This is a genomic window from Actinosynnema sp. NPDC050801, assembly GCF_040673975.1.
GTDB lineage: Bacteria > Actinomycetota > Actinomycetes > Mycobacteriales > Pseudonocardiaceae > Actinosynnema.
In genome coordinates this window covers 109,241-130,422 of sequence record NZ_JBFAQZ010000003.1, presented here as the reverse complement: position 1 = coordinate 130,422, position 21,182 = coordinate 109,241, and the positions used below count along the sequence as shown (strand labels likewise).

The 21,182-nt window shown below is 71.5% G+C and carries 22 protein-coding genes and 1 pseudogene; 16 read left to right on the top strand and 7 right to left on the bottom strand.

The genetic code is table 11. The features are described 5' to 3' along the window. Positions 1 to 89 precede the first annotated feature (89 nt). Together AB0K14_RS08650 and AB0K14_RS08645 are read left to right on the top strand one after the other, a co-directional pair. Complete coding sequence (locus AB0K14_RS08650; RefSeq protein WP_360450987.1) at positions 90 to 632, top strand: DUF1996 domain-containing protein; 543 nt, start codon at positions 90 to 92, stop codon at positions 630 to 632. Then, positions 629 to 1,156 carry a DUF305 domain-containing protein gene (locus tag AB0K14_RS08645; RefSeq protein ID WP_360450985.1) on the top strand — a complete coding sequence of 176 codons (528 nt, stop codon included), beginning with the start codon at positions 629 to 631 and terminating at the stop codon, positions 1,154 to 1,156. The genes AB0K14_RS08650 and AB0K14_RS08645 overlap by 4 nt, the downstream gene beginning before the upstream one ends. Positions 1,157 to 1,171: 15 nt before the next feature. On the opposite strand, the gene AB0K14_RS08640 is transcribed toward AB0K14_RS08645, so the two are convergent. After that, on the bottom strand, positions 1,172 to 1,756 hold the full coding sequence (locus AB0K14_RS08640; protein WP_360450982.1) for a hypothetical protein: 585 nt from the start codon (positions 1,754 to 1,756) through the stop codon (positions 1,172 to 1,174). A gap of 170 nt (positions 1,757 to 1,926) precedes the next feature. On the opposite strand from AB0K14_RS08640, the gene AB0K14_RS08635 reads away from it, so the two are divergent. From AB0K14_RS08635 to AB0K14_RS08625, 3 genes are all read left to right on the top strand, one after another. Then, positions 1,927 to 2,679 carry a DUF427 domain-containing protein gene (locus AB0K14_RS08635; protein ID WP_360450979.1) on the top strand — a complete coding sequence of 251 codons (753 nt, stop codon included), beginning with the start codon at positions 1,927 to 1,929 and terminating at the stop codon, positions 2,677 to 2,679. A 152-nt stretch (positions 2,680 to 2,831) separates the two neighbouring features. After that, the gene (locus AB0K14_RS08630; RefSeq protein WP_360450977.1) at positions 2,832 to 3,374 is read left to right on the top strand and encodes a uracil-DNA glycosylase; all 543 of its coding nucleotides are present in this window, start codon (positions 2,832 to 2,834) and stop codon (positions 3,372 to 3,374) included. Positions 3,375 to 3,443: 69 nt separating this feature from the next. Then, positions 3,444 to 3,917 carry a TspO/MBR family protein gene (locus tag AB0K14_RS08625; protein ID WP_360450974.1) on the top strand — a complete coding sequence of 158 codons (474 nt, stop codon included), beginning with the start codon at positions 3,444 to 3,446 and terminating at the stop codon, positions 3,915 to 3,917. A gap of 54 nt (positions 3,918 to 3,971) precedes the next feature. Here the strand turns inward: AB0K14_RS08625 and AB0K14_RS08620 are convergent, their stop codons facing one another. The 3 genes from AB0K14_RS08620 to AB0K14_RS08610 are packed head-to-tail and all read right to left on the bottom strand — an operon-like array spanning position 3,972 to position 7,092. Further along, positions 3,972 to 4,931: a YafY family protein gene (locus AB0K14_RS08620; RefSeq protein WP_360450971.1), complete on the bottom strand. Its 960-nt coding sequence runs from the start codon at positions 4,929 to 4,931 to the stop codon at positions 3,972 to 3,974. Positions 4,932 to 4,969: 38 nt separating this feature from the next. Beyond that, on the bottom strand, positions 4,970 to 6,043 hold the full coding sequence (ligD, locus tag AB0K14_RS08615) for a non-homologous end-joining DNA ligase (protein ID WP_360450968.1): 1,074 nt from the start codon (positions 6,041 to 6,043) through the stop codon (positions 4,970 to 4,972). Then, positions 6,040 to 7,092, bottom strand: a complete 1,053-nt coding sequence (locus AB0K14_RS08610) for an ATP-dependent DNA ligase (RefSeq protein WP_360450965.1) — start codon at positions 7,090 to 7,092, stop codon at positions 6,040 to 6,042. Before AB0K14_RS08610 ends, ligD begins: the two co-directional genes overlap by 4 nt. Positions 7,093 to 7,207: 115 nt before the next feature. Between AB0K14_RS08610 and AB0K14_RS08605 the strand changes: the two genes are divergently transcribed. Next, positions 7,208 to 7,711, top strand: a complete 504-nt coding sequence (locus AB0K14_RS08605) for a DinB family protein (RefSeq protein WP_360450962.1) — start codon at positions 7,208 to 7,210, stop codon at positions 7,709 to 7,711. A 41-nt stretch (positions 7,712 to 7,752) separates the two neighbouring features. Here the strand turns inward: AB0K14_RS08605 and AB0K14_RS08600 are convergent, their stop codons facing one another. After that, entirely contained in the window at positions 7,753 to 8,199 is a 447-nt protein-coding gene (locus tag AB0K14_RS08600) for a cupin domain-containing protein (RefSeq protein ID WP_360450960.1), read from the bottom strand. Between the two features lie 16 nt (positions 8,200 to 8,215). Continuing rightward, entirely contained in the window at positions 8,216 to 9,739 is a 1,524-nt protein-coding gene (locus tag AB0K14_RS08595) for a GGDEF domain-containing protein (protein ID WP_360450958.1), read from the bottom strand. A gap of 181 nt (positions 9,740 to 9,920) precedes the next feature. Here AB0K14_RS08595 and ruvC point away from each other — a divergent pair. The 7 genes and pseudogenes from ruvC to AB0K14_RS08560 all read left to right on the top strand — a co-directional run. Then, positions 9,921 to 10,469: pseudogene (gene ruvC, locus AB0K14_RS08590) on the top strand (crossover junction endodeoxyribonuclease RuvC); the annotation flags it as partial. Between the two features lie 470 nt (positions 10,470 to 10,939). Continuing rightward, positions 10,940 to 11,530: a Holliday junction branch migration protein RuvA gene (gene ruvA / locus AB0K14_RS08585; protein ID WP_360450955.1), complete on the top strand. Its 591-nt coding sequence runs from the start codon at positions 10,940 to 10,942 to the stop codon at positions 11,528 to 11,530. Then, on the top strand, positions 11,527 to 12,624 hold the full coding sequence (gene ruvB / locus AB0K14_RS08580) for a Holliday junction branch migration DNA helicase RuvB (RefSeq protein ID WP_360450953.1): 1,098 nt from the start codon (positions 11,527 to 11,529) through the stop codon (positions 12,622 to 12,624). The genes ruvA and ruvB overlap by 4 nt, the downstream gene beginning before the upstream one ends. A gap of 115 nt (positions 12,625 to 12,739) precedes the next feature. Further along, positions 12,740 to 13,081 (top strand): preprotein translocase subunit YajC, encoded by a 342-nt coding sequence (gene yajC, locus AB0K14_RS08575; protein ID WP_360450951.1) that lies wholly within the window; start codon positions 12,740 to 12,742, stop codon positions 13,079 to 13,081. Between the two features lie 141 nt (positions 13,082 to 13,222). Next, the gene (secD, locus tag AB0K14_RS08570) at positions 13,223 to 15,103 is read left to right on the top strand and encodes a protein translocase subunit SecD (RefSeq protein WP_360450949.1); all 1,881 of its coding nucleotides are present in this window, start codon (positions 13,223 to 13,225) and stop codon (positions 15,101 to 15,103) included. Between the two features lies 1 nt (position 15,104). Further along, complete coding sequence (gene secF, locus AB0K14_RS08565; RefSeq protein WP_360450947.1) at positions 15,105 to 16,295, top strand: protein translocase subunit SecF; 1,191 nt, start codon at positions 15,105 to 15,107, stop codon at positions 16,293 to 16,295. Then, on the top strand, positions 16,292 to 16,810 hold the full coding sequence (locus tag AB0K14_RS08560) for an adenine phosphoribosyltransferase (RefSeq protein WP_360450945.1): 519 nt from the start codon (positions 16,292 to 16,294) through the stop codon (positions 16,808 to 16,810). The genes secF and AB0K14_RS08560 overlap by 4 nt, the downstream gene beginning before the upstream one ends. Before the next feature lie 112 nt (positions 16,811 to 16,922). Here AB0K14_RS08560 and AB0K14_RS08555 read toward each other — a convergent pair whose 3' ends face one another. Further along, positions 16,923 to 17,561, bottom strand: a complete 639-nt coding sequence (locus tag AB0K14_RS08555; RefSeq protein WP_360450943.1) for a hypothetical protein — start codon at positions 17,559 to 17,561, stop codon at positions 16,923 to 16,925. 98 nt (positions 17,562 to 17,659) lie between these two features. Here AB0K14_RS08555 and AB0K14_RS08550 point away from each other — a divergent pair, with 98 nt between their 5' ends. From AB0K14_RS08550 to AB0K14_RS08540, 3 genes are all read left to right on the top strand, one after another. Next, entirely contained in the window at positions 17,660 to 18,520 is an 861-nt protein-coding gene (locus AB0K14_RS08550; protein ID WP_360450940.1) for a helix-turn-helix transcriptional regulator, read from the top strand. Next, positions 18,513 to 18,695 carry a DUF397 domain-containing protein gene (locus AB0K14_RS08545; RefSeq protein WP_360450938.1) on the top strand — a complete coding sequence of 61 codons (183 nt, stop codon included), beginning with the start codon at positions 18,513 to 18,515 and terminating at the stop codon, positions 18,693 to 18,695. The genes AB0K14_RS08550 and AB0K14_RS08545 overlap by 8 nt, the downstream gene beginning before the upstream one ends. 144 nt (positions 18,696 to 18,839) lie before the next feature. Next, positions 18,840 to 21,140, top strand: coding sequence for a bifunctional (p)ppGpp synthetase/guanosine-3',5'-bis(diphosphate) 3'-pyrophosphohydrolase (locus AB0K14_RS08540; RefSeq protein ID WP_360450935.1), 2,301 nt, complete (start codon positions 18,840 to 18,842; stop codon positions 21,138 to 21,140). Positions 21,141 to 21,182: the final 42 nt, after the last annotated feature.

The following is a 21,182-nucleotide window of genomic DNA, read 5'->3' as shown; positions in this document are numbered from 1 at the left end:
GCCCCTTGACACCTGGGTGGGCGAGCGGGCAACCTCAGTCGGGAGAGCGCTCTCCCAGCCACGTTCCGCACGTCGGCAGGAGGACAGAGGTGTCCCGAAAACTCCGCGCACTGGCCGCTACCGCCGCGGCCGGCCTGTTCGCGGCCGTCCTGGCGGTCGCCACCCAACCGGCCCAGGCCGACGAGCTGGTCACGCACCACGAGTTCCAGGCCAACTGCTCGGTCACCACGCACCGGCCGGACGACCCGATCGTGTTCCCCGGGTTGCCCGGCGCGTCCCACATGCACACGTTCCTGGGCAACAACTCCACCAACGCGGGCAGCACCGACGCCTCCCTCAAGGCGGGGCAGACCAACTGCCGGACCCCGGACGACAAGTCGGCCTACTGGTTCCCCTCGCTGGAGTTCAAGATCGCGTTCCCGGTCTCGGGCGACATGTCGCGGGTGCGGCTGTCCAGCGGGCGCGGGTACACCTGGCACTACGACTTCATGAACGCGTGGGACGGCCCCACGTTGCAGGCGCTGGTCAGCCACTGCGTCAACGGAGGCCTCCAGTGCGACCCGCGCGGGTACGACCAGTACAAGCCGCACCGGGGCGCCGCCCTCGGGCCGGACCACCGGTTGCCGCGGTGAGGATCTTCCCGGCCACCCCGGGGCGCCTCCGGGTGCTCTGGGGCGCCACCCTGCTCGCGCTGGCGGCGTGCACGCAGGCCCCGGCGCCCGAACCGCCGTCGGCGTCGCCGTTCAACACCACCGACACCGCGTGGATCCAGTTGATGATCCCGATGAACGAACAGCTGCTGCCCGCCCTGGATCTCGCACCGCCGCCGCTGGCGCCGTTCGCGGCGGAGCTGAGGGCCTCGCACGAGCAGGAGTTGGCTCGGCTCAGGCTGTTGCGCGACCGCGCCGGGCTGTCGGACGACAACCCGCACACCGGCCACCAGATGCCCGGCCTGGTGTCGGAGGTGGACCTCGCGGCCCTGCGCCTGGACCCGTCCGGCCTGCCCGCGAAGCTGCGCGAGCACCTGGAGCAGGGCGCGTTGCTGTCCCGCGGCGAGCAGGACAGCGGCGCGGACCAGGAGACCCGCGACCTGGCCGCGTCGATCGGCACGGCCCGTGCCGCGCAGGTGGCGCGACTCGGGGCGGTGTCGCCCTAGCCGCGCACGACCGGATCAGGCCGAGGGCAGCCGTTGCAGCGCGAGCCCGGCCAGGGACTCCGCCGCGGGGCAGGGTTCCTCGCCGCCGACCACCGACAGCTCCAGCACCGGCAGGTCGTCCGCGTCCTCGACCGGTGGCCGGAGCAGGACCCTGAGCACGCAGACGTCGCCACCGCCCTTGCGCCGCGCGGGATGCCCGTCCACGGCGGTCGGTTCACCCAGCCACACGGGCGTCTTCGGCGTGTGGAGCACCACGCCGGCCGCCGGGCGGCCCTGTTCGTCGGTGGCGCCGCTGATCGGCCACGCGCACTTCGTCGGCCCGGTCGCGGTGCCCTCCAGCACCTCCACGCCCAGGGCCTCGCCGATCTCCGCGCCGGTGAGCAGCTCGCACAGGTCCTCGGCCGGCACGGTCCGCTTGGCCCGGTCGACCTCCTCGGCCCACATGGCCGCCACCTCGGGTGGCAGGGACGGCGGAACGGTGCGCGTGGACGACTGCGGGGGCGTGGTGGTGGGTCCGGTGGGCGCGGCGGAGCAGCCCGCCACGAAGGCGAGGGCCACCAGCGCCGCTGCCGAAGCCGAACGGGCGGCGTGGCGGGTCACGAGCGGCACCTTATCCGAGCCCCGGCACCGGTGGCGCCGACGAACCGGAGGGAGCGGCACGACCGTGAGGCACGGCGGATCACGTGTGCCGGAAGCGCGGCCCGCGTTGGGCAACACCGGAGAAATGCGGCGACTCCCCGCCCGGCGGACTCGGGCGTAGCGTCGTGACCATGAGTGCTGCGGAACGCGGACGGGTGCGGGTGGAGACCGGGACCAAGCGGGTTCGGGCCTACCTGGCGGGCGAACTGGTCGTGGACACCACGCGGCCGGCGTTGGTGTGGGAGAAGCCGTACTACCCGACCTACTACTTCCCGGCGGAGGACGTCCGGGCGACCTTGGTGGCCACCGGCGAGGTGAAGCGCTCGCCCAGTCGGGGCAACGGCCAGGTGTTCGACGTGAAGACCGGCGCCGCCACCGCGGCGGGCGCGGGGCTGCGCTACCCGGACTCGCCGCTGGAGCCGCTGCGCGACCTGGTCCGGCTGGACTGGGACGCGATGGACGAGTGGTTCGAGGAGGACGAGCCGGTCTACGTGCACCCGCGCGACCCGTACACCAGGGTCGACGCGTTGCCGAGCAGCAGGCACATCCGGGTGGAGGTGGGCGGCGTCGAGGTGGCGAACTCGCACCACCCGGTGATCCTGTTCGAGACCGGTCTCCCGGCCCGCTACTACCTGCCGATGACCGACGTCCGGATGGACCTGCTGCGGCCCACCGACCTGCGCACGAGCTGCCCGTACAAGGGCACCGCCGAGTACTGGTCGGTCGTCGTCGGCGACGAGACGCACGAGAACGTCGTCTGGGGCTACCGCACGCCGCTGCCGGAGAGCAGGCAGGTCACCGGCCTGGTGGCGTTCTACAACGAGAAGGTCGACACCTACGTCGACGGGGTCCTCGAAGGGCGGCCCCGCACCCACGTCGGTTAGCCCCCACGTCGACGCGGTGCGACCGCGCGGTCACCGGTGCCGCCCGTACGGCGGATGGCCGGGCCTGATCACTCCGGGGACGCTTGCCAACCATGAACGTCTTCCCCTCCACCCCGAGGGCACACCGGAACCCCGTGGTCGTCGCTCGGAAGATGGCTCTGCTCAAAGCGCCGCACCTGGCGAAGTTGACGGAGTTCGCCCAGCGCGTCGCCACCGAGCGCAAGGTCGACGTGCCGCTGTTCGACCCGGCGAGCGGCGGCGTGAACTCGAAGGTCCTCCTGCTGCTGGAGTCACCCGGGCCCGCCTCGGCGGGCTCGGGCCTGAACTCGCTCGACAACGACGACCCGACCGCCGCCAACGTGTTCGCCGCGATGGCCGAGGCCGGGCTGTCGCGGCAGGTGTGCCTGAGCTGGAACGTGGTGCCCTGGTACCTGTCCAACCGCGAGCCGACGCCCGCGGAGCTGCGCGCGGCGGTGCCGTACCTGGTGGAGCTGCTCCGGATGCTGACCGCGCTCAAGGCGGTCGTGGTGCTCGGCCGGCCGGCGGGCACCGGCTGGACGCTCTCCGGCCGCGGCCACAAGCTGAAGGTGTTCAACGCACCCCACCCGTCCCCGCTGTCCATCAACCGCGACCGGGCGGCCCGGTGGCCGCAGCTCGTGGAAGCCTTCCGGCAGGCGGCGAAGGCGGTCGAGTGAGCGCACCCGCCGCCGGGCGGCGCGGGAACCGTCATGCGGACCGCGGCGAGCCTTCCTAGGCTGGGGTGCATGGCTCACGTGGCGATGCGACGACCCCTGGCCGGACTCGCGGTGTTCGCCGCCGCCGTCGCCGCGACCGCGGTGATCGGCTCGCTGGCCGCCGTCTCCTCCGCGGCCGAGTACCAGCAGTTGCGCACACCGTCGTGGGCGCCGCCGTCCTGGCTGTTCGGCCCGGTGTGGACGACGCTGTACGTGATGATCGCGCTGTCCGGCTGGCTGTTCTGGAAGCGGCACGGCGCGAGCCGGGAACTGGTCCTGTTCGCGGTCCAGCTGGTCCTCAACGCGGCGTGGACGCCGCTCTTCTTCGCCGCGGGCCGGTACGGGGCGGCCCTGGTCGACATCATCGCGCTGCTCGTGTCGATCATCGCCCTGATCGTGGTGTTCGGCCGCAAGCACCGGGTCGCCGCGCTGCTGCTCGTGCCCTACCTGGCCTGGGTGGGCTTCGCGACCGCGCTGAACGCGAGCATCGTCGGCCTGAACTGATCGTCGGTCTGGACTGATCTTCGGTCTGGACTGGTCTTCGGCCTGGACTGGGCGTCAACCCGACCCGACCGCGCGCCCGATCCGGCCGTGCAGCTCGCGCAGGTGCGCCACCAGCTCGGGCGGCTCGTGCACCTCGAACTCGCAGCCCAGTTGCAGCAGGTGGAACGCCAGGTACTCGACCGTGTCGCCGAGGTCGCTCACCCGGCAGGTCCGCTCGTCCACGACCTCGACCGTCATGCCGGGGAAGCGGGCGCGCACGTCACGGGCGGGTAGCCGGACCGTCGCCACCGCCGCGTAGGTCGGCGCCCGGCTGAGCATGTGCTCCGCCAGGTAGGTCGCCGGGTCGTCGGCGGGCAGCGCCCGCGGCGGGAACCGCGCACCGGTGGGCGTCAACGCGGTCATCCGGTCGACCCGGAAGAACCGCCAGTCGTCGCGTTCCGGGTCGAACGCCACCAGGTACCACCGCCGGCCCGACGGCACCAGGTGCAGCGGCTCGACATGCCGCCTGGTCTCCGCGCCGTCCGCCGCCGAGTAGCGGAACCGCAGCCGTTCCCGGTTCGCGATGGCGGACGCCAGCGTGGTCAGGTGCTCGGGGTCCACGGTCACCCCGTCCGCGCCGAGCACCACCGGCACGGTCGCCGCGCCCAACGCGGCCACCCGTCGCCGCAGCCTCGACGGCAGCACCTGCTCCAGCTTCGCCATGGCCCGCACGGACGCCTCCTCGATGCCCGCCACGGCCTGCCGCGCCGCCGTGCGCAAGCCGACCGCGATCGCCACGGCCTCCTCGTCGTCGAGCAGCAACGGCGGCATGGCCGTGCCCGCGACCAGCCGGTACCCGCCGTCGGCGCCCATCGTCGCCTCGACCGGGTAGCCCAGCTCCCGTAGCCGGTCGACGTCGCGGCGGATCGTGCGCGGGCTGACGTCGAGCCGTCGCGCCAACTCGCTGCCGGGCCACTCGCGCGGCATCTGGAGCAGGGACAACAGGGAGAGCAGCCGGCCCGCGGTGTCGGTCACGCCGACCAGCATGACCGACGTCCAGGACGGTTCGTGACCTACTTGCCCGGCTCAGCCTGCTCGGCCTGCCCGCCCCGCTGGTCCTGCTCGCCCGGCTCAGCCTGCCGGTCCTGCCGGTCCTGCCCGCCCGGCTCGGCCTGCTTGCCCGGCTTCGCCCGGCTGGGCGCCACGCGCGGCGGCTCGTTGGGCATCTTCGGGTAGACCGGCGGCCAGGGCGCGTCCATCAGCCCGGCCGCCATGTCCCGCTCCGACAGCTCCAGCAGCGGCAGCAACGACTGCGGCTCGTCCGCCATCGCCTCCCACGGGTCACCGCGACCCGGCACGGTGGCGATGGTGAGCTCGTCCGGGTCCACGGTGGCCAGCTCGTCCCAGCCGACCGGCGTCGACACCTGCGCGCCCACCCGCGGCCGGACGCACCACGCCCCGAACACCGTCTTGTGCGGGGCGTTCTGGTTGAAGTCCACGAACACGCGCGCGCCGCGCTCCTCCTTCCACCACCGAGCGGTGATCAGCTCCGGGTGCCTGCGCTCCAGCTCGCGCGCCAGCGCCACCGCCGCCGCCCGCACCTGGTAGCCGTCCCACCTCGGTTGCAACGCCACGTACACGTGCAGCCCGCGCGAGCCGGTCGTCTTCACGTAGGCCCGGATGCCCAGCTCGTCCAACAGCCCGCGCACGAGCACCGCCGCCTCCCGCACCTGCGGGAACCCCACGCCCGGCGACGGGTCGAGGTCGATCCGCAGCTCGTCGGTGACCTCGGGCGCGGACGCCCGGACCGGCCACACGTGGAAGCCGAGGCACCCCAGGTTCACCGCCCACAGCACGTGCCGGATGTCGGCGGCGACCAACGCCTCGCTGGTCGTGCCGTTCGGCGTGGACACCACGGTCGTCCGCAACCACTCCGGTGGCGACTTCGGCACCCGCTTCTGGAAGAACGACTTGCCGCCCGCGCCCTCCGGGTACCGCTCCATCAGCAGCGGCCGGTCGCGCATCGTGCGCAGCAACGGCCCGGCGACGGCCGCGTAGTACCGCGCCAGGTCGAGCTTGGTCTCACCCCGCCTGCTGAAGAACACCTTGTCCGGGTTGGTGATCGGCACGCCCTCGACCTCGATCACGGGCTGAACACGTCCCTCAGCTCCGCCGGCGCGACCTCTTCGAGCTGCGCGTACGTGCACGACTCCGGCGTGCGGTCCGGCCGGAAGCGGACGAGCCTGCTCGTGTGCCGGAACCGCCGCGACTGGAGGTGCTCGTACCGCACCTCGGCGACCAGCTCCGGCCGCACCGGCTCCCAGGACAACGTCTTGGTCGGTGCCCACCGGCTCTGCGCACCCGGCGTGGCCGCGTCCATCCCGGCCCACTCCGCCCACGGGTGCCCCGCCAGCGCGTCCTCCCGGTACGGCGCCAGCTCCTCCAGCAGCTCACGGCGACGCGCGGCGGTGAAGCTGCTGGCCACGCCCACGTGGTGCAGCACGCCCGCGTCGTCGAACAGGCCGAGCAGCAGGGAGCCGACGCCCTCGCCGTCCTTGTGCGGCCGGAAGCCGGCCACCACGCAGTCGGCGGTGCGCTCGTGCTTGACCTTCCACATGACCCGCTTGTCCTGCTCGTACGGCAGGTCGGTGCGCTTGGCCACCACCCCGTCGAACCCCGCGCCCTCGAACCGGGTGAACCAGTCCTCGGCCCGGTCCGGGTCGTCGGTGGCGGGCGTCAGGTACAGCCCGGGCACGTCGCCGAGCACGTCCGCCAGCAGCCGGCGGCGTTCACCGAAGGGCGTCGCGGTGAGGTCCCGGTCGTCCAGCGCGAGCAGGTCGAACGCGACGAACCCGGCGGGCGTCTCGACGGCGAGCTTGCGCACCCGTGACGCGGCCGGGTGCAGCCGCAGCTGCAACAGGTCGAAGCTCAACCCCTCCGGCGTGACGATGACGATCTCGCCGTCCACCACGCACCGGGGCGGCAGCCCGGCCAGCAGCACGTCGACCACCTCGGGGAAGTACCTGGTCAACGGCCGGTCGTTGCGCGAGCCGAGTTCCAGCTCGGCGCCGTCGCGGAACACGACGCACCGGAACCCGTCCCACTTCGGCTCGTAGACGAGCCCTGGCTCGCGCGGCACCGAGTGCACGGCCTTGGCGAGCATCGGCCGCACGGGTGGCATCACGGGGAGGTCCACGCCGCCGAGCGTAAGTCCAGCCGGACGTGTTCACCGCAGATCCGAATAGAGGACGGGAGTTGTCCGCAATCGTTCGTAGCGTGGGCAGCACACCGAACGGAAGGCAGAAACACTGATGAGCACCACGGCGATCGCCTCGGCCGAAGTCACCGACCTGCTGGCCACCCTGGCCAAGCACCGCGGTTTCCTCCTCTTCACCGTGCGCGGGCTCGCCGACGAGCAGGCGAGGCTCACGCCGACCGCCAGCGAGCTCTCCCTCGGTGGCCTGATCAAGCACGTCCGCACCGTCGAGGAGTCGTGGATGCGGTTCGCGGTCGGCGGCGCGGAGCTGATGGAGAGCGTGCCGCACGACTGGGTGAACGGTTTCCGGATGCTGCCGGACGAGACCCTGGACGAGCTGCTCGCCGCCTTTGAGGAGACCGCCGCCAAGACCGACCGGCTGCTCCAGGAGCTGGACCTGGACACCTCCCACGCGCTGCCGGAGGCGCCGTGGTTCGAGCCGGGCGTCCGCTGGAGCGTCCGCCGGGTCGCGCTGCACCTCATCGGTGAGATCTCCCAGCACGCGGGCCACGCCGACATCCTGCGCGAGAGCATCGACGGCCAGAAGACGATGGGCTGACCGGCGCCCGGTCTCGGGCGCCCGATGCCGGGCGCCCGGTCCTAGAGCCGGCAGAGCCGGCGCACCGCGTCGGCGTGCGAGGGGTAGCGCGGGGCGAGGGTGTCGGCCGCACCGAAGGTGACCACGTCATCGGTGTAGGGCGGCACCACCACCGTGCCGACCAGCGACCACGCGCCGTCCGGCTCACTGGCCTGCCACACGCCCGCGGGCACCACCACCTGCGGCCGCTGACCAGCCGCGAGGTCCGGACCGAGCACCGGCGTGGTCACCTCGCCGTCCGGGTGCAGCAGCAGCATCCGCAACGGCGCGCCGCAGTGGTAGGCGTAGATCTCCACGTGGTCCAGCTTGTGCACGCCGGAGAACTCGCCCGCGCGCAGCAGGTAGTAGATCGCGGACACCTCGGGCGACCGCCACGACTGCCCGAACCACCCGCCCTCCACCGGCAGCTCGACCAGCCCCAGCGCCGCGATGGCCTCGTCCGCGTCCACGGCTACCCCGTCCCCTTCACGACAGCTCGGCTTCCACCGAACCGTGCACCACGACCATGCCCTTGCCCAGCCGCTTGGCCGTGTACATCGCCGCGTCGGCCGTGCCGAGCAGGTCGTCGGCGGTCAACGACGGGTCGAACGCGTCGCGGTGCGAGATCCCGATCGACGCGCGGATCACGTGCGAGCCGTTCTCGGTCCGGTGCGGCGCGTCCAGCGCCCGCAGCACCCGCCTGCCGATCTCCTCCGGCGGCTGCGGGTAGCCGTCGACCAGCACGCCGAACTCGTCACCGCCCAGCCGGGCCACCACGTCCTGGGACCGCACGCACCCCTGCAACCGCGACGCCACGATCCGCAGCACCGCGTCGCCCTCGGCGTGGCCGAAGTTGTCGTTGACGTCCTTGAACCCGTCCACGTCGATGAACAGCACCACCACCGGCGACGCGCCGGCCAGCGCCGCGTCCAACCGTTCCCGGAACAGCGCCCGGTTCGGCACCCCGGTCAGCGGGTCGTGGTAGGCCTGGTGCCGCAGCCGCTCCCGGCTCTCCCGCAGCTGGTCCAGCAGCCGGACGTTGTCGATCAGCGTCAGCAGCTGCCGTGCGATCACCAGCAGCACCACGCCGAGCCCGACGTAGATCTCCAGCGGGTTGAGCCGCACGCCGGTCGCCGTCCCGACCACGATGAACAGGCCCGTGACGAGCATCGGCAGGTACGGCACGAGCAGGTGCAGCAGCTCGCCCGCGCGCAGCCGCGCCGCGCCGGCCCGCTCCCGCCCACCGCCGCCCGGCGCGATCGAGCTGAGGAAGAACAACGCCGGGCAGACCATGAAGCCGATGTCGGCGGCCGTCGGGATGGCGGTGGCGCCGTTGCTGACCATGTAGGCGAACACCCAGCCGGACGACGACTGCGCCAGGCCCGCCAGCGCGATGAACAGCACCGGCAGCTGCCGCACCGAGCGGTGCGTCCACGACGACACCAGCAGCACGACCAGCATCACCAGGTAGGCCGCCGGGTGCGCCACGACGGTCGCGAAGCCCGGACCGGAGGTGGCCCACGCGCGGACCATCGACTCCAGCAGCGATACCCACGTGAGCACGAACAGCGAGCCGACCACGATCAACCCGTCCAGCGCGACCACGAGTTTGCTGCGGTGGCCGGGCAACTTGCCCGACCCGCCGTGCGCCAGCACCAGGACCGCGCACAGCGTGAGGCCGGGCACGAGCATGAAGCCCAGCGGCGCCAGCGTGGACGAGGGCAGCGACACCCCGAGGAACACCTGGCCCCAGATCCACGCGGCCAGGCCGACGACCAGGCTCGCCATCGCCGCGGCCATCCACAGCCGCCAGCGCCGCGCCACACCCTGCCGCAGCCGTGCCGCCCGCCAGTACGACACCATCGCGGCGGTCGAGGCGAGCAGTTGGGTGAACTTGTCGATGGCCACGGACGTGGGTCGGTCGAGCACGCCGGAGACGACGAGGAAGACGATGCCGAAGACCAGAGCACAGACGGCACCGGAGACGATGCCGAACCGCCTCAGGGTCATGGCACCCCGCTCATGCCGCCACTGTGAGTCGATCAGTTGACCGAGCCACTGTAGTGACCTCGTGACGCTGTGTCGATCGCGGGGTGTCTGTTCGTCACCGTGCGCGTGTCATCCGGGGCGGTGGCCGTGATCAAGGTCTAAGGTTTCGAACTGGTGTTCGTCGGCGGTTGAGGGGACCAGCGTGCGCGTGTTCGGAGTCGACCCCGGCTTGACCCGGTGCGGGTTCGGGGTGGTCGACGGCGGTGCGGGCCGCACCGTGCGACCGGTGGCCGTGGACGTGGTGCGCACACCGGCGGACTTGGACCTGGCGCTGCGGCTGCTCCAGCTGTCCGACGCGGTCGAGCAGTGGCTGGACCACTACCAGCCGCAGGTGGTGGCCATCGAGCGGGTGTTCAGCCAGCACAACGTGCGCACCGCCATGGGCACCGCGCAGGCGGGCGGCGTGGTCGCGCTGTCGGCCGCGCGCCGGGGCCTGCCGGTCGTGTTCCACACGCCGAGCGAGGTCAAGGCGGCCGTCACGGGCTCCGGTCGGGCGGACAAGGCCCAGGTCACCGCCATGGTGACCAAGCTGCTCGGCCTCAAGACCGCCCCGAAACCCGCCGACGCCGCCGACGCGCTGGCCCTGGCCATCTGCCACCTGTGGCGGGCGCCGATGCGGTCGCGCTTGGAGGAAGCTCAGGCGAGGGCCGCCGAGATCGCCCGAACGCACCGCGCGAAACTGGCGCAGGCCGGCGCGCGGACCTCGACCACCTCGACCACCTCGACGACCACCCGACGACCGACGTCCCAGGTCAAGGTCGCTGCCACCCCGGCCAGGACCACCCCAGCCAAGACCGCACCGGCCACAACCGGGCAGGTCAAGGCCGCACCGGCCACAACCGGGCAGGTCAAGGCCGCACCGGCCAAAGCCGGGCAGGCCAAGGTCGGGCAGGCCAAGGTCGGGCAGGCCAAGACCACCTCGACCGAACCTCGACCGGCCACGACGGCCAAGACCCAGGCCGCGCCTGCGTCGGCGAAGGCCGGATTGGCCGCGTCGGCGAAGACCCGGGCGGCACCGGGCGGGTCCGTACCAGGCGGGTCGGTACCAGGCCAGGCGGTACCGGGCGAGGGCGTGCCGGACGCGGCGGCCAAGATGGGGGTCCTGTCGGCGGCGACCGAAGTCGCGCCGGCCAAGGCTGCGAAGACCGGAGGTAGGAGCCAGTGATCTCGTCACTGCGCGGGCAGGTGCTGTCGATCGGGCTCGACCACGTCGTCGTCGAGGTCGGCGGTGTCGGCTACGCCGTGCAGGCCACCCCCGCCACGCTGGCCACGCTGCGGCGCGGTGAGGAGACCCAGCTGGCCACGTCGCTGGTGGTGCGCGAGGACTCGCTGACCCTCTTCGGCTTCGCCGACACCGAGGCCCGCGAGCTGTTCGGCCTCCTCCAGACCGTGTCCGGGATCGGGCCGCGGCTGGCGTTGGCGACGCTGGCCGTGCTGGAACCGGACAAGCTGCGCGCCGCGCTCGCCGAGGGCAACATCACCGTGCTCACCCAGGTGCCCGGCATCGGCCGCAAGGGCGCCGAACGGCTGATCATCGAACTGCGCGACAAGGTCGGCCAACTCGCACCCGCCCCGACCTCGGGCGGCGGCACCGGCCAGGTGCGCACCCAGGTCACCGAGGCGCTGCTCGGCCTCGGCTTCCCGGCCAAGCAGGCCGAACAGGCCGTGGACGCCGTGCTGGCCGCCGACGGCTCGCTGGGCACCTCCGAAGTCCTCCGCCGCTCCCTGGCCACGCTGGGCCGCAAGCGATGACCCCCGAAGGCCACCCGGACGGCCACGCGGACGACTACCCCGACGACTACGCCGACGACACGCTCAACCCGCTGCCCGACGTGGGCGAGCAGGACGTCGAGTCCACCCTGCGACCCAAGGACCTGCACGAGTTCGTCGGCCAACCGAAGGTCCGCGAACAGCTCGAACTCGTCCTCCAGGGCGCGATGCAACGCGGCTCGCCGCCCGACCACGTGCTGCTGTCCGGCCCGCCCGGCCTGGGCAAGACCAGCCTCGCCATGATCATCGCCGCCGAGCTGGGCGCGTCGCTGCGCATCACCTCCGGCCCCGCCCTCGAACGCGCGGGCGACCTGGCCGCGATGCTGTCGAACCTGGTCGAGGGCGACGTGCTGTTCATCGACGAGATCCACCGGATGGCCCGCCCCGCCGAGGAGATGCTGTACCTGGCGATGGAGGACTTCCGGGTCGACGTGGTCGTCGGCAAGGGACCGGGCGCGACCAGCATCCCGCTCGACATCGCCCCGTTCACCCTGGTCGGCGCCACCACCCGGTCCGGCGCGCTGACCGGCCCGCTGCGCGACCGGTTCGGCTTCACCGGGCACATGGAGTTCTACAGCCCCGAGGAGTTGGAGCTGATCGTCCGCCGGTCCGCCAAGATCCTCGGCGTCGACCTGCGCGACGACGGCGGCCGGGAGATCGCGGGACGCTCCCGCGGCACGCCCCGCATCGCGAACCGCCTGCTGCGCCGCGTCCGGGACTACGCGGAGGTGCGCGCGGACGGCGCGGTCACCCTCCAGGTCGCCCGGGACGCCCTGAAGGTCTACGACGTGGACGAACTGGGCCTGGACCGGCTGGACCGGGCGGTGCTGGGCGCGCTGGTCCGGTCGTTCGGCGGCGGCCCCGTCGGCGTCTCCACGCTGGCCGTCGCGGTGGGTGAGGAGCCGACCACGGTCGAGGAGGTCTGCGAGCCCTACCTGGTGCGCGCGGGCATGCTGGCGCGCACTCCGCGTGGTCGGGTCGCCACCGCCACGGCATGGCTGCACCTCGGGTTGCAACCGCCGCCGCAGGCGCCCGGCGAGGCCACCCGGTCCCTGTTCGACGACGCCACCGAGTGATCGGGATTACTCACCTGGCACAATCGGCACCGGCACCCCAGAAATTCGGACGTTCCGGGCGCTCATCGCGTCCGCCCGTCCGGTTGATCGGAGAATGATGGACCTGTCTTCCTTGATGTTCCCGCTGCTGCTCGTGCTGCTCGCGGTGCCGCTGTTCCTCAGCGCCCGCAAGCAGAAGCGGGCCGTCGCCGCACAGCAGGCGCTGCTGAACTCCCTGGAGCCGGGCGACCGGGTCATGACCACCTCCGGGCTGTACGCGACGGTTGCCGACGTGAACGACGAAGACAACACGATCGATCTCGAGATCGCCGACGGCGTGGTCACCACTTGGCTTCGCCAGGCCATTCGCGAGAAGGTTGTGGTGGACACCGAGACCGACGCGGTCGTCGACGACGTCGACGATGTCGCCGACGGGACCGTGGACGTCGAGCCCGCACAGCAGGAGAGCAAGAAGTAACCCGAAGCACCCCCGCGGACCCCTGGGCCTGGAGCCGGCAACTGTCAACGTGCCGACTCCAGGCAGTGACGCGCAGCTCACACCATCAGGGGTACGCTCCCGCTTCGCTGACCTTGTCAACTATCAGGAGACGGACGGACCGTGGCACCTCCGGCCGGGCAAATCCGCCCCGCGAAGTACCTGGGCGCATTTGTCCTCATCGTGGTCGCGCTGTACTCCCTGGTGTTCTTCACCGGGAACGGCAAGGCGACCCCCAAGCTCGGTATCGACCTCCAGGGTGGCACCCGTGTCACGTTGACCGCCCGGGCTCCTGATGGGAAAGCGCCGTCGGAAGAGTCGCTCGACCAGGCCCGCGCGCTCATCGAGACGCGGGTCAACGGTCTGGGCGTCGCCGGGCCCGAGGTCGTCCGCGACGGCACCAACCTGGTGATCACGGTCCCCGGTTCCGACAGCGAGGGCGCCAAGCGCCTCGGCCAGACCGCGAAGCTGAACTTCCGCAAGGTCATCGGCTCGCCGGTGCCCAACGCGCCGGAGCCCGCGCCGTCCGAGAGCAGCACGCCACCGTCCACGTCCGGCTCCGCCCCTCCCGGCGCCTCGACCACGCCGCCCGCGAGCGGCGACAAGGAGCCGACGGAGACCGCGAACTCCGCCGCGCCGACCACGACCGCACAGGGTCGCCCGGCGCCGGCGTTCGAGGGCCAGCCGGCGACCACCACGCCGCCGGCGGATCCGAACGCCACGCCCCCCGCGGACCCGAACGCACCACCTTCGGACCCGAACGCGCCGCCCGCCGAGTCGCAGGTCGACTGCCGCGCGGTGTTCGGCGGCGTGTACTCGGAGGACCCGACCAAGGCCATCGAGGAATCCCGCACCTGCCGGCAGGACCCGCAGCTGACCACCCTGGACGCGCAGACCGTGTCCCAGGCGCTCGGCGCGTTCACCTGCCCGAAGGTCGACCCGCTGATCGGCAACGACGACCCCTCGCTGCCGCTGCTGACCTGCGACCGGAACAACACCGAGAAGTACGTGCTGGCGCCGGTCACCCCGCCGACCGACGGCAGCGTGAAGGACGACGACTTCAGCCTGTACTCGCGGCTGACCGGTGAGGACATCGACAACGCGGTGTCCGGCACCGACCCGCAGGGCGCGGGCTTCGTGGTCGACCTGACGTTCAAGGGCGAGGGCGGCAAGAAGTGGGGCCAGTTCACCTCGGCCAACGTGCAGCAGCAGGTCGCGGTCGTGCTGGACAGCCAGGTCGTGTCCGCGCCGAACATCAACGAGGCCATCCTCGGCGGTTCGACGCAGATCAGCGGCAAGTTCTCCCAGGCTGAGGCCACCAGCCTCGCCAACGTGCTCAAGTACGGCTCGCTGCCGCTGTCGTTCGAGGCCTCCGAGGCCGAGACGGTGTCGGCGACGCTCGGCCTGGCCTCGCTGCAGGCCGGCCTGATCGCCGGTGGCATCGGCCTGCTGCTGGTGTTCGTCTACTGCCTGTTCTACTACCGCCTGCTCGGCGTGCTGACGATCCTGTCGCTGGCCCTGTCCGGCGTGGTCGTCTACGCGGTGCTGGTGCTGCTGGGCCGCTGGATCGGGTTCACCCTCGACCTCGCGGGCATCGCCGGTTTCATCGTGTCGATCGGTATCACCGCGGACTCGTTCGTGGTGTTCTTCGAACGGCTCAAGGACGAGATGCGCGAGGGCCGGTCGTTCCGGTCCGCGGTGCCGCGCGCCTGGGTCCGCTCGCGTCGCACGATCCTGTCCGCGGACATGGTCAGCTTCCTCGCCGCGGCCATCCTGTACGTGCTGGCCGTCGGCCAGGTGAAGGGCTTCGCGTTCACCCTCGGCATGTCGACCGTGCTCGACCTCGTCGTGGTCTTCCTGGTCACGCACCCGCTGGTCAGCATGATCTCCAAGTCGAAGCGCCTGTCCAACCCGAAGCTCTCGGGCCTGGGCGGCGCCGTCCAGGCCGCTGCCGACGACCGCGTGCCGTCTGGTGCGAAGAGCACCGCTGTGAAGGAGGTCTGACGTGGCCGAGACGAAGAAGCGCAACGTTTTCCAGCGGCTCTACGTCGGCAACGGCGCGTTCGACATCATCGGCAAGCGCAAGCGCTGGTACGTGATCTTCGGCGTCATCCTGCTGATCTGCGTCCTGTCGATCGTGTTCAAGGGCTTCAACCGGGGCATCGACTTCACCGGCGGCACGCGCGTCCAGCTGCCCGCGGTCAGCTCCTCCGGCCCGATCAGCGTCGAGGCGGCCAAGGAGTCGTTCGAGAAGGCGCTCGGCAAGGAACCCGCCGCGACGCAGACCGTCGGCACGGGTGACGCGGCGACCATCCAGATCCGGTCGGAGACGCTGAGCGCCGACGAGGTGTTCAAGCTCAAGAACACGCTCAACGACGACCTCAAGCCCAACGGCGGCACCGACGCGATCAGCGACAGCGCCGTGTCCGCCTCCTGGGGCGGTGAGATCACCAGTCAGGCGTTGATCGCGCTCCTGGTGTTCTTCATCGCCGTGATGATCTTCCTGGCGTTGTACTTCGAGCTGTCGATGGCGATTGCCGCGCTCGTCGCGGTGATCCACGACGTGGTGATCACGGCGGGCGTGTACTCGATCGTCGGCTTCGAGGTCTCGCCGGCGACGGTCATCGGCCTGCTCACGATCCTCGGCTTCTCGCTGTACGACACGGTGGTCGTGTTCGACAAGGTCAGGGAGAACACCCGCGGCCTGCTCGGCCTCACCCGCCGCACCTACGGCGAGGCCGCGAACCTCGCGGTCAACCAGACGCTGATGCGCTCGATCAACACCTCGTTGATCGCGGTGCTGCCGGTGCTGGGCCTGCTGGCGATCGGCGTGGGCCTGCTCGGCGTCGGCACGCTGAAGGACCTGGCCCTGGTGCAGCTCACCGGTATCCTCATCGGCGCGCTGTCCTCGATCTACATCGCGACCCCGGTCGCGGTGGACCTGAAGATGCGCGACGCCAAGTTCAAGGCGCAGGCCGCCCGGGTGCAGGCCCGTCGCGACAACCTGGCCCGCAAGGCCGCCGCCGGTGAGGCCGCGGTGGAGGCCGGTGGCGACGTCGTGGAGTCGACCGACGACGAGTCGTTGCAGGCTGAACTGCGCAAGGAGAAGGCCATGGCGGCCGCGGCGGGCGTGCCCGCGCGGACCGGCAAGGCAGGCGACGCGCGGCGCCGCCCGACGGGCAAGAAGCACCGTTGAAGCTGGACCGCGCCCTAGGGCTGCTGCGTGAGGTCCCGGACTTCCCCCTCCCGGGGGTCGTCTTCCGGGACCTCACGCCGGTCCTCGCCGACCCGGACGCGCTGCGCGCCGTGGTCGACGCACTCCAGGACAAGATCCACCCGGACACCCAGGTCGTGGCCGCGATCGAGTCGCGCGGCTTCCTGCTCGGTGCCGCGCTCGGCTACGGCTGGCGCTACGGCGTCGTGCCGCTGCGCAAGCCGGGCAAGCTGCCCTCCGTCGCGCACCGCGTGTCGTACGACCTTGAGTACGGGACGGCCACGCTGGAACTGCCCACCGACGCCGTCGCGCCCGGTCAGCACGTGGTCGTGGTGGACGACGTGCTGGCGACCGGAGGCACGGCGGCGGCGGCGTGCGAGCTGGTCGAACGCGCGGGCGGCATCGTCACGGGCGTCTCGGTGGTGCTGGAGATCCCGGGTCTGGGTGGCCGCGAGCGGCTGGCGGGCCGCGAGGTCAACGCCCTGCTCACGGTCTGACCACTGCTCGGTCTGACCACTGCTCGGTCTGACGACTGGTCGGTGCGACCACTGCTCGGTCTGGCAGCTCCCCGGTCCGACCACGACCGGGCGCGACCCCTGCCCGGTCCGACTACCACTCGGCCAGGCCGAAGTCGCCGACCCTGAGCAGGTCCGGTGCGGGTGGCTCGGTGGCGGAGTGCACGGCGTCCTGGAGCACCGTCACCTCCCGCACGAGTTCGTCCGCGCCGACGCCGGCGAAGTCGTCAACGGCCCGCTTGAAGCAGAGCAGCGCCGCCTCGCGGTCCCCTTGCGCCAACCGCGCCCGCCCGAGCAGCACCCGGCACTCGCCGCGCTCCTCGGCCAGCTCGCCGTCGTGGTCGTCGCACTCGGCGTAGAGCTCGGCGGCCCGGGTCAGCTGGACGACCGCGTGGTCCGGATCGCCCGACAGCAGCGCCTGCGCGCCGAGCTCGCGCACCGCCCACGCCACCCCGGCGGGGTTCCCGCACTCGAAGTGCATCTCGACCAGCTGCACCAGGCACTCCGTGACGGCGTCCGTCATCCCGCGTGCCCGGAAGATGCTCGCCAGCAGGTCCAGGGCGTACGCGTGCTCGCCGAGCCGGTCCTCGGTCGCCGATTCGAGGCAGCGCGCCCGCCTGGCCTCCACCGCCAGCTCCGCCAACCGCGTCGCGGCCGGCAGCCGCCCCAACCGGGCGTAGACCTGGGCGGCCACCTCCAGCGGCTCGGCCGCCTCGTCCTCGTTCACGTTCATGCCTGCCACCCTATTGTTTGCGACTAGCAAAACCCCGGTAAGCAATCGAGTGAACTCTGCGTGCGGGTCGACTACGGACAGTGGTTAGGGTGATCGTCATGGCGGTAGGAACCACGCGTGCCAAGCGAAGGCTCGGCCGACACGTCAAGCCGATCGTGGAACGGGCCGGGCTCAAGCCGGCCGAGGTCGCGGCCCTGGTCAAGACGTCGAAGGACACGGTCAACCGACTGCTGTCCGGCGACCACCTGCCGCGCTACCCGACGTTCCTGGCGATCATGACCGTGCTCAAGGCGACCGAGGAGGAACTGGACGAGGGCACGTCGCTCTGGGAACGCGCGAACGTGGACGCGGTCGTGGTGGAGCACGCGTCGGCTCTCTCGCCGGGCTACCTGCGCTTCAGGATGGACGAGGGCGAGGCGACCAAGGAGCGCTCGCTCGACCCGACGGTGATTCCGGGCATCCTCCAGCTCGGCGGCTACGCCGACGCGTTGGGTCGATGTGCTCCGGCGCTGACCGCGGGCAAGGGGTGGACCGCTCAGGCGGCGGCCGAGCGCCACGATCGGCAAGGGCTGCTCTCGCGTGGGTCCGACCCGCTCCACCTGCACGCACTGATCGACGAGGCGGCGCTGCACCGCGTGGTAGGCAGTCGTGAGCTGATGGTCGAGCAGTTGACGCACCTGCTCGCGGTCGCCAAGCAGGACAACGTCACCCTCCAGGTCGTCTCCTTCGACGCGGGCGCCTATGGCCCCCAGTTCGGCGCGTTGACCCTGCTCGACTACCCCGAGCCCGAAGAACCGCTCTCGGTCTACGTCGAAGGGCACAACGGGATCAAGGTCGTGGAGAATGACCGGATGGTGGGCAAGCTGGTCGCGGCCTGGGGTGACGTGGCCCGGCTGGCGCTCGATCCGAAGCAGTCCACGAAGCGCATCCGAGACGTGAGGGACACCAGGTATGCCTGACCAGCAGAGGCAGTGGCGCACATCGACCTACAGCTCCAGCCAGCCGGACTGCGTCGAGCTGTCGGTCGCCGCCGAGGCGACCGCGGTGAGGGACAGCAAGCAGCCGGCCGCGGGGGAGCTGAGCTTCCCGCGGAAGAGTTTCACCGCGTTCCTGGTGGCCCTCAAGAGCCACTAGACGCACGTTCAGCCTGGTGAAAGCCGATTGGTCGGGCTGAACTGCGGGTGCTGCTCGTCGTGTGAACCGCACCGCTCATCGGCTCGGCGCCGAGGTCGGCACCGCAACGGAGTTATCCTCGGTTCCTAGACCCGAGGAGCGTGGTTGAGCCAGGACACCGAACCCGCGCAGACGACGCAGCCCGTGCCCGCACGGCCGCCGTCCGCGACGAGGCGCGTGCGCGCACGGCTGGCACGCCGCATCACCGCCCAGCGCGCCGCGCCGGTCAAGCAGGTGCTCGAACCGCTGGCCGCCGTCCACCGCGACCTGCACCCCAAGGCGGACCTGGCGCTGCTCCAGCACGCCTACGACGTGGCGGAGGAGAAGCACCGGCCGCAGCGGCGCAAGTCCGGCGACCCGTACATCACGCACCCGCTCGCGGTGGCGACGATCCTCGCCGAGCTGGGCATGGACACGACCACGCTGGTCGCCGCCCTGCTGCACGACACGGTGGAGGACACCGACTACTCGCTGGACCAGCTGCGCGTCGACTTCGGCAACGAGGTCGCCCTCCTGGTCGACGGCGTGACCAAGCTCGACAAGGTCAAGCTGGGCGCGGCGGCGGAGGCCGAGACCATCCGCAAGATGGTCATCGCCATGGCCAAGGACCCCCGGGTGCTGGTCATCAAGCTCGCCGACCGGCTGCACAACATGCGCACCATGCGGTTCCTGCCGCCGGAGAAGCAGGCCCGCAAGGCCCGCGAGACGCTGGAGGTGCTGGCCCCGCTGGCGCACCGGCTGGGCATGGCGACGGTGAAGTGGGAGCTGGAGGACCTGGCGTTCGCCATCCTCCAGCCCAAGAAGTACGACGAGATCGTGCGCCTGGTGGCCAACCGCGCGCCGTCGCGCGACACCTACCTCGGCGGCGTCATCACGGAGCTGTCCCAGCAGATGGCCGGCGCCCAGATCACGGCCAAGGTCGAGGGCAGGCCCAAGCACTACTACTCGATCCACCAGAAGATGATCGTGCGCGGCCGGGACTTCGACGACATCCACGACCTGGTCGGCGTGCGCATCCAGGTGGACGAGGTCCGCGACTGCTACGCCGCCATGGGCGTGGTGCACGCGCTGTGGCAGCCCATGCCCGGCCGGTTCAAGGACTACATCGCCCAGCCCCGGTTCGGCGTCTACCAGTCGTTGCACACGACGGTCATCGGGCCGGACGGCAAGCCGCTGGAAGTGCAGATCCGCACCTACGACATGCACCGGACCGCCGAGTACGGCATCGCGGCGCACTGGCGGTACAAGGAGACGCGCGGGACGCACACCGGCAGGGGCGTCGAGGTCGACGAGATGGCCTGGATGCGGCAGCTGCTGGACTGGCAGAAGGAGGCCGCCGACCCCGGCGAGTTCCTGGAGTCCCTGCGGTTCGACCTGGCCGCGCGGGAGATCTTCGTCTTCACGCCGAAGGGTGAGGTCATCACGCTGCCCACCGGCTCCACGCCGGTGGACTTCGCGTACGCCGTGCACACCGAGGTGGGTCACCGGTGCATCGGCGCACGGGTGAACGGACGGCTCGTCGCGCTGGAGCGCAAGCTCGAGAACGGCGAGGTCATCGAGATCTTCACGTCGAAGGCCGAGGGCGCGGGCCCGTCCCGCGACTGGCTGTCCTTCGCGGCCTCGCCGCGCGCCAAGGCGAAGATCAAGCAGTGGTTCGCCAAGGAGCGCAAGGAAGAGGCCATCGAGGTCGGCAAGGACGCCATCACCAAGGAGGTCCGCCGCGTCGGGCTGCCGTTGCAGCGGCTGGTCTCCGCCGACTCGATGGGCGCGCTGTCGAAGGAACTGCACTACCCCGACGTGTCGGCGCTGTACGCGGCCGTGGGGGAGGGGCACACCTCCGCCCGGCACGTGGTGCAGCGGCTGGTCGCGCAGCTCGGCGGCGTGGAGCACGCCGAGGAGGAGCTGGCGGAGCGGTCCACGCCGTCCACCGTGGCGCGGCGGCGGGTCACCGGTGACGCCGGTGTCGTCGTCAAGGACGCGGCCGACGTGTGGGTCAAGCTGGCGCGCTGCTGCACGCCCGTGCCCGGTGACGACATCCTCGGCTTCGTGACCCGCGGCGGTGGGGTGTCGGTGCACCGGACCGACTGCACCAACGCGGACGAGCTGCTCAGGACGCCCGAGCGGTTGCTGGACGTCGAGTGGGCGCCGTCGTCGTCCTCGGTGTTCCTGGTGGCGATCCAGGTGGAGGCGCTCGACCGGCACCGGCTGCTGTCCGACGTCACGAAGGTGCTGGCCGACGAGAAGGTCAACATCCTGTCGGCGTCGGTGACCACCTCGCGCGACCGGGTGGCGGTGAGCCGGTTCTCGTTCGAGATGGGCGACCCGAAGCACCTCGGTCACGTGCTGAAGGCCGTGCGCAGCGTGGAGGGCGTGTACGACGTGTACCGGGTGACCTCGGCGTCGTGACCAGCCGGCTGTGACCGGCAGGCTGTGATCGGCTGACCGTGG

Excerpts from the sequence above, each read along its gene's own strand:
- AB0K14_RS08635 (WP_360450979.1), top strand. The coding sequence starts at position 1,927 with ATGAGTGCTGCGGAACGCGGACGGGTGCGGGTGGAGACCGGGACCAAG.
- AB0K14_RS08630 (WP_360450977.1), top strand. The coding sequence starts at position 2,832 with ATGGCTCTGCTCAAAGCGCCGCACCTGGCGAAGTTGACGGAGTTCGCC.
- AB0K14_RS08625 (WP_360450974.1), top strand. The coding sequence starts at position 3,444 with ATGGCTCACGTGGCGATGCGACGACCCCTGGCCGGACTCGCGGTGTTC.
- AB0K14_RS08605 (WP_360450962.1), top strand. The coding sequence starts at position 7,208 with ATGAGCACCACGGCGATCGCCTCGGCCGAAGTCACCGACCTGCTGGCC.
- AB0K14_RS08595 (WP_360450958.1), bottom strand. The coding sequence starts at position 9,739 with ATGACCCTGAGGCGGTTCGGCATCGTCTCCGGTGCCGTCTGTGCTCTG.
- ruvB (WP_360450953.1), top strand. The coding sequence starts at position 11,527 with ATGACCCCCGAAGGCCACCCGGACGGCCACGCGGACGACTACCCCGAC.
- yajC (WP_360450951.1), top strand. The coding sequence starts at position 12,740 with ATGTTCCCGCTGCTGCTCGTGCTGCTCGCGGTGCCGCTGTTCCTCAGC.
- AB0K14_RS08555 (WP_360450943.1), bottom strand. The coding sequence starts at position 17,561 with ATGAACGTGAACGAGGACGAGGCGGCCGAGCCGCTGGAGGTGGCCGCC.
- AB0K14_RS08550 (WP_360450940.1), top strand. The coding sequence starts at position 17,660 with ATGGCGGTAGGAACCACGCGTGCCAAGCGAAGGCTCGGCCGACACGTC.
- AB0K14_RS08545 (WP_360450938.1), top strand. The coding sequence starts at position 18,513 with ATGCCTGACCAGCAGAGGCAGTGGCGCACATCGACCTACAGCTCCAGC.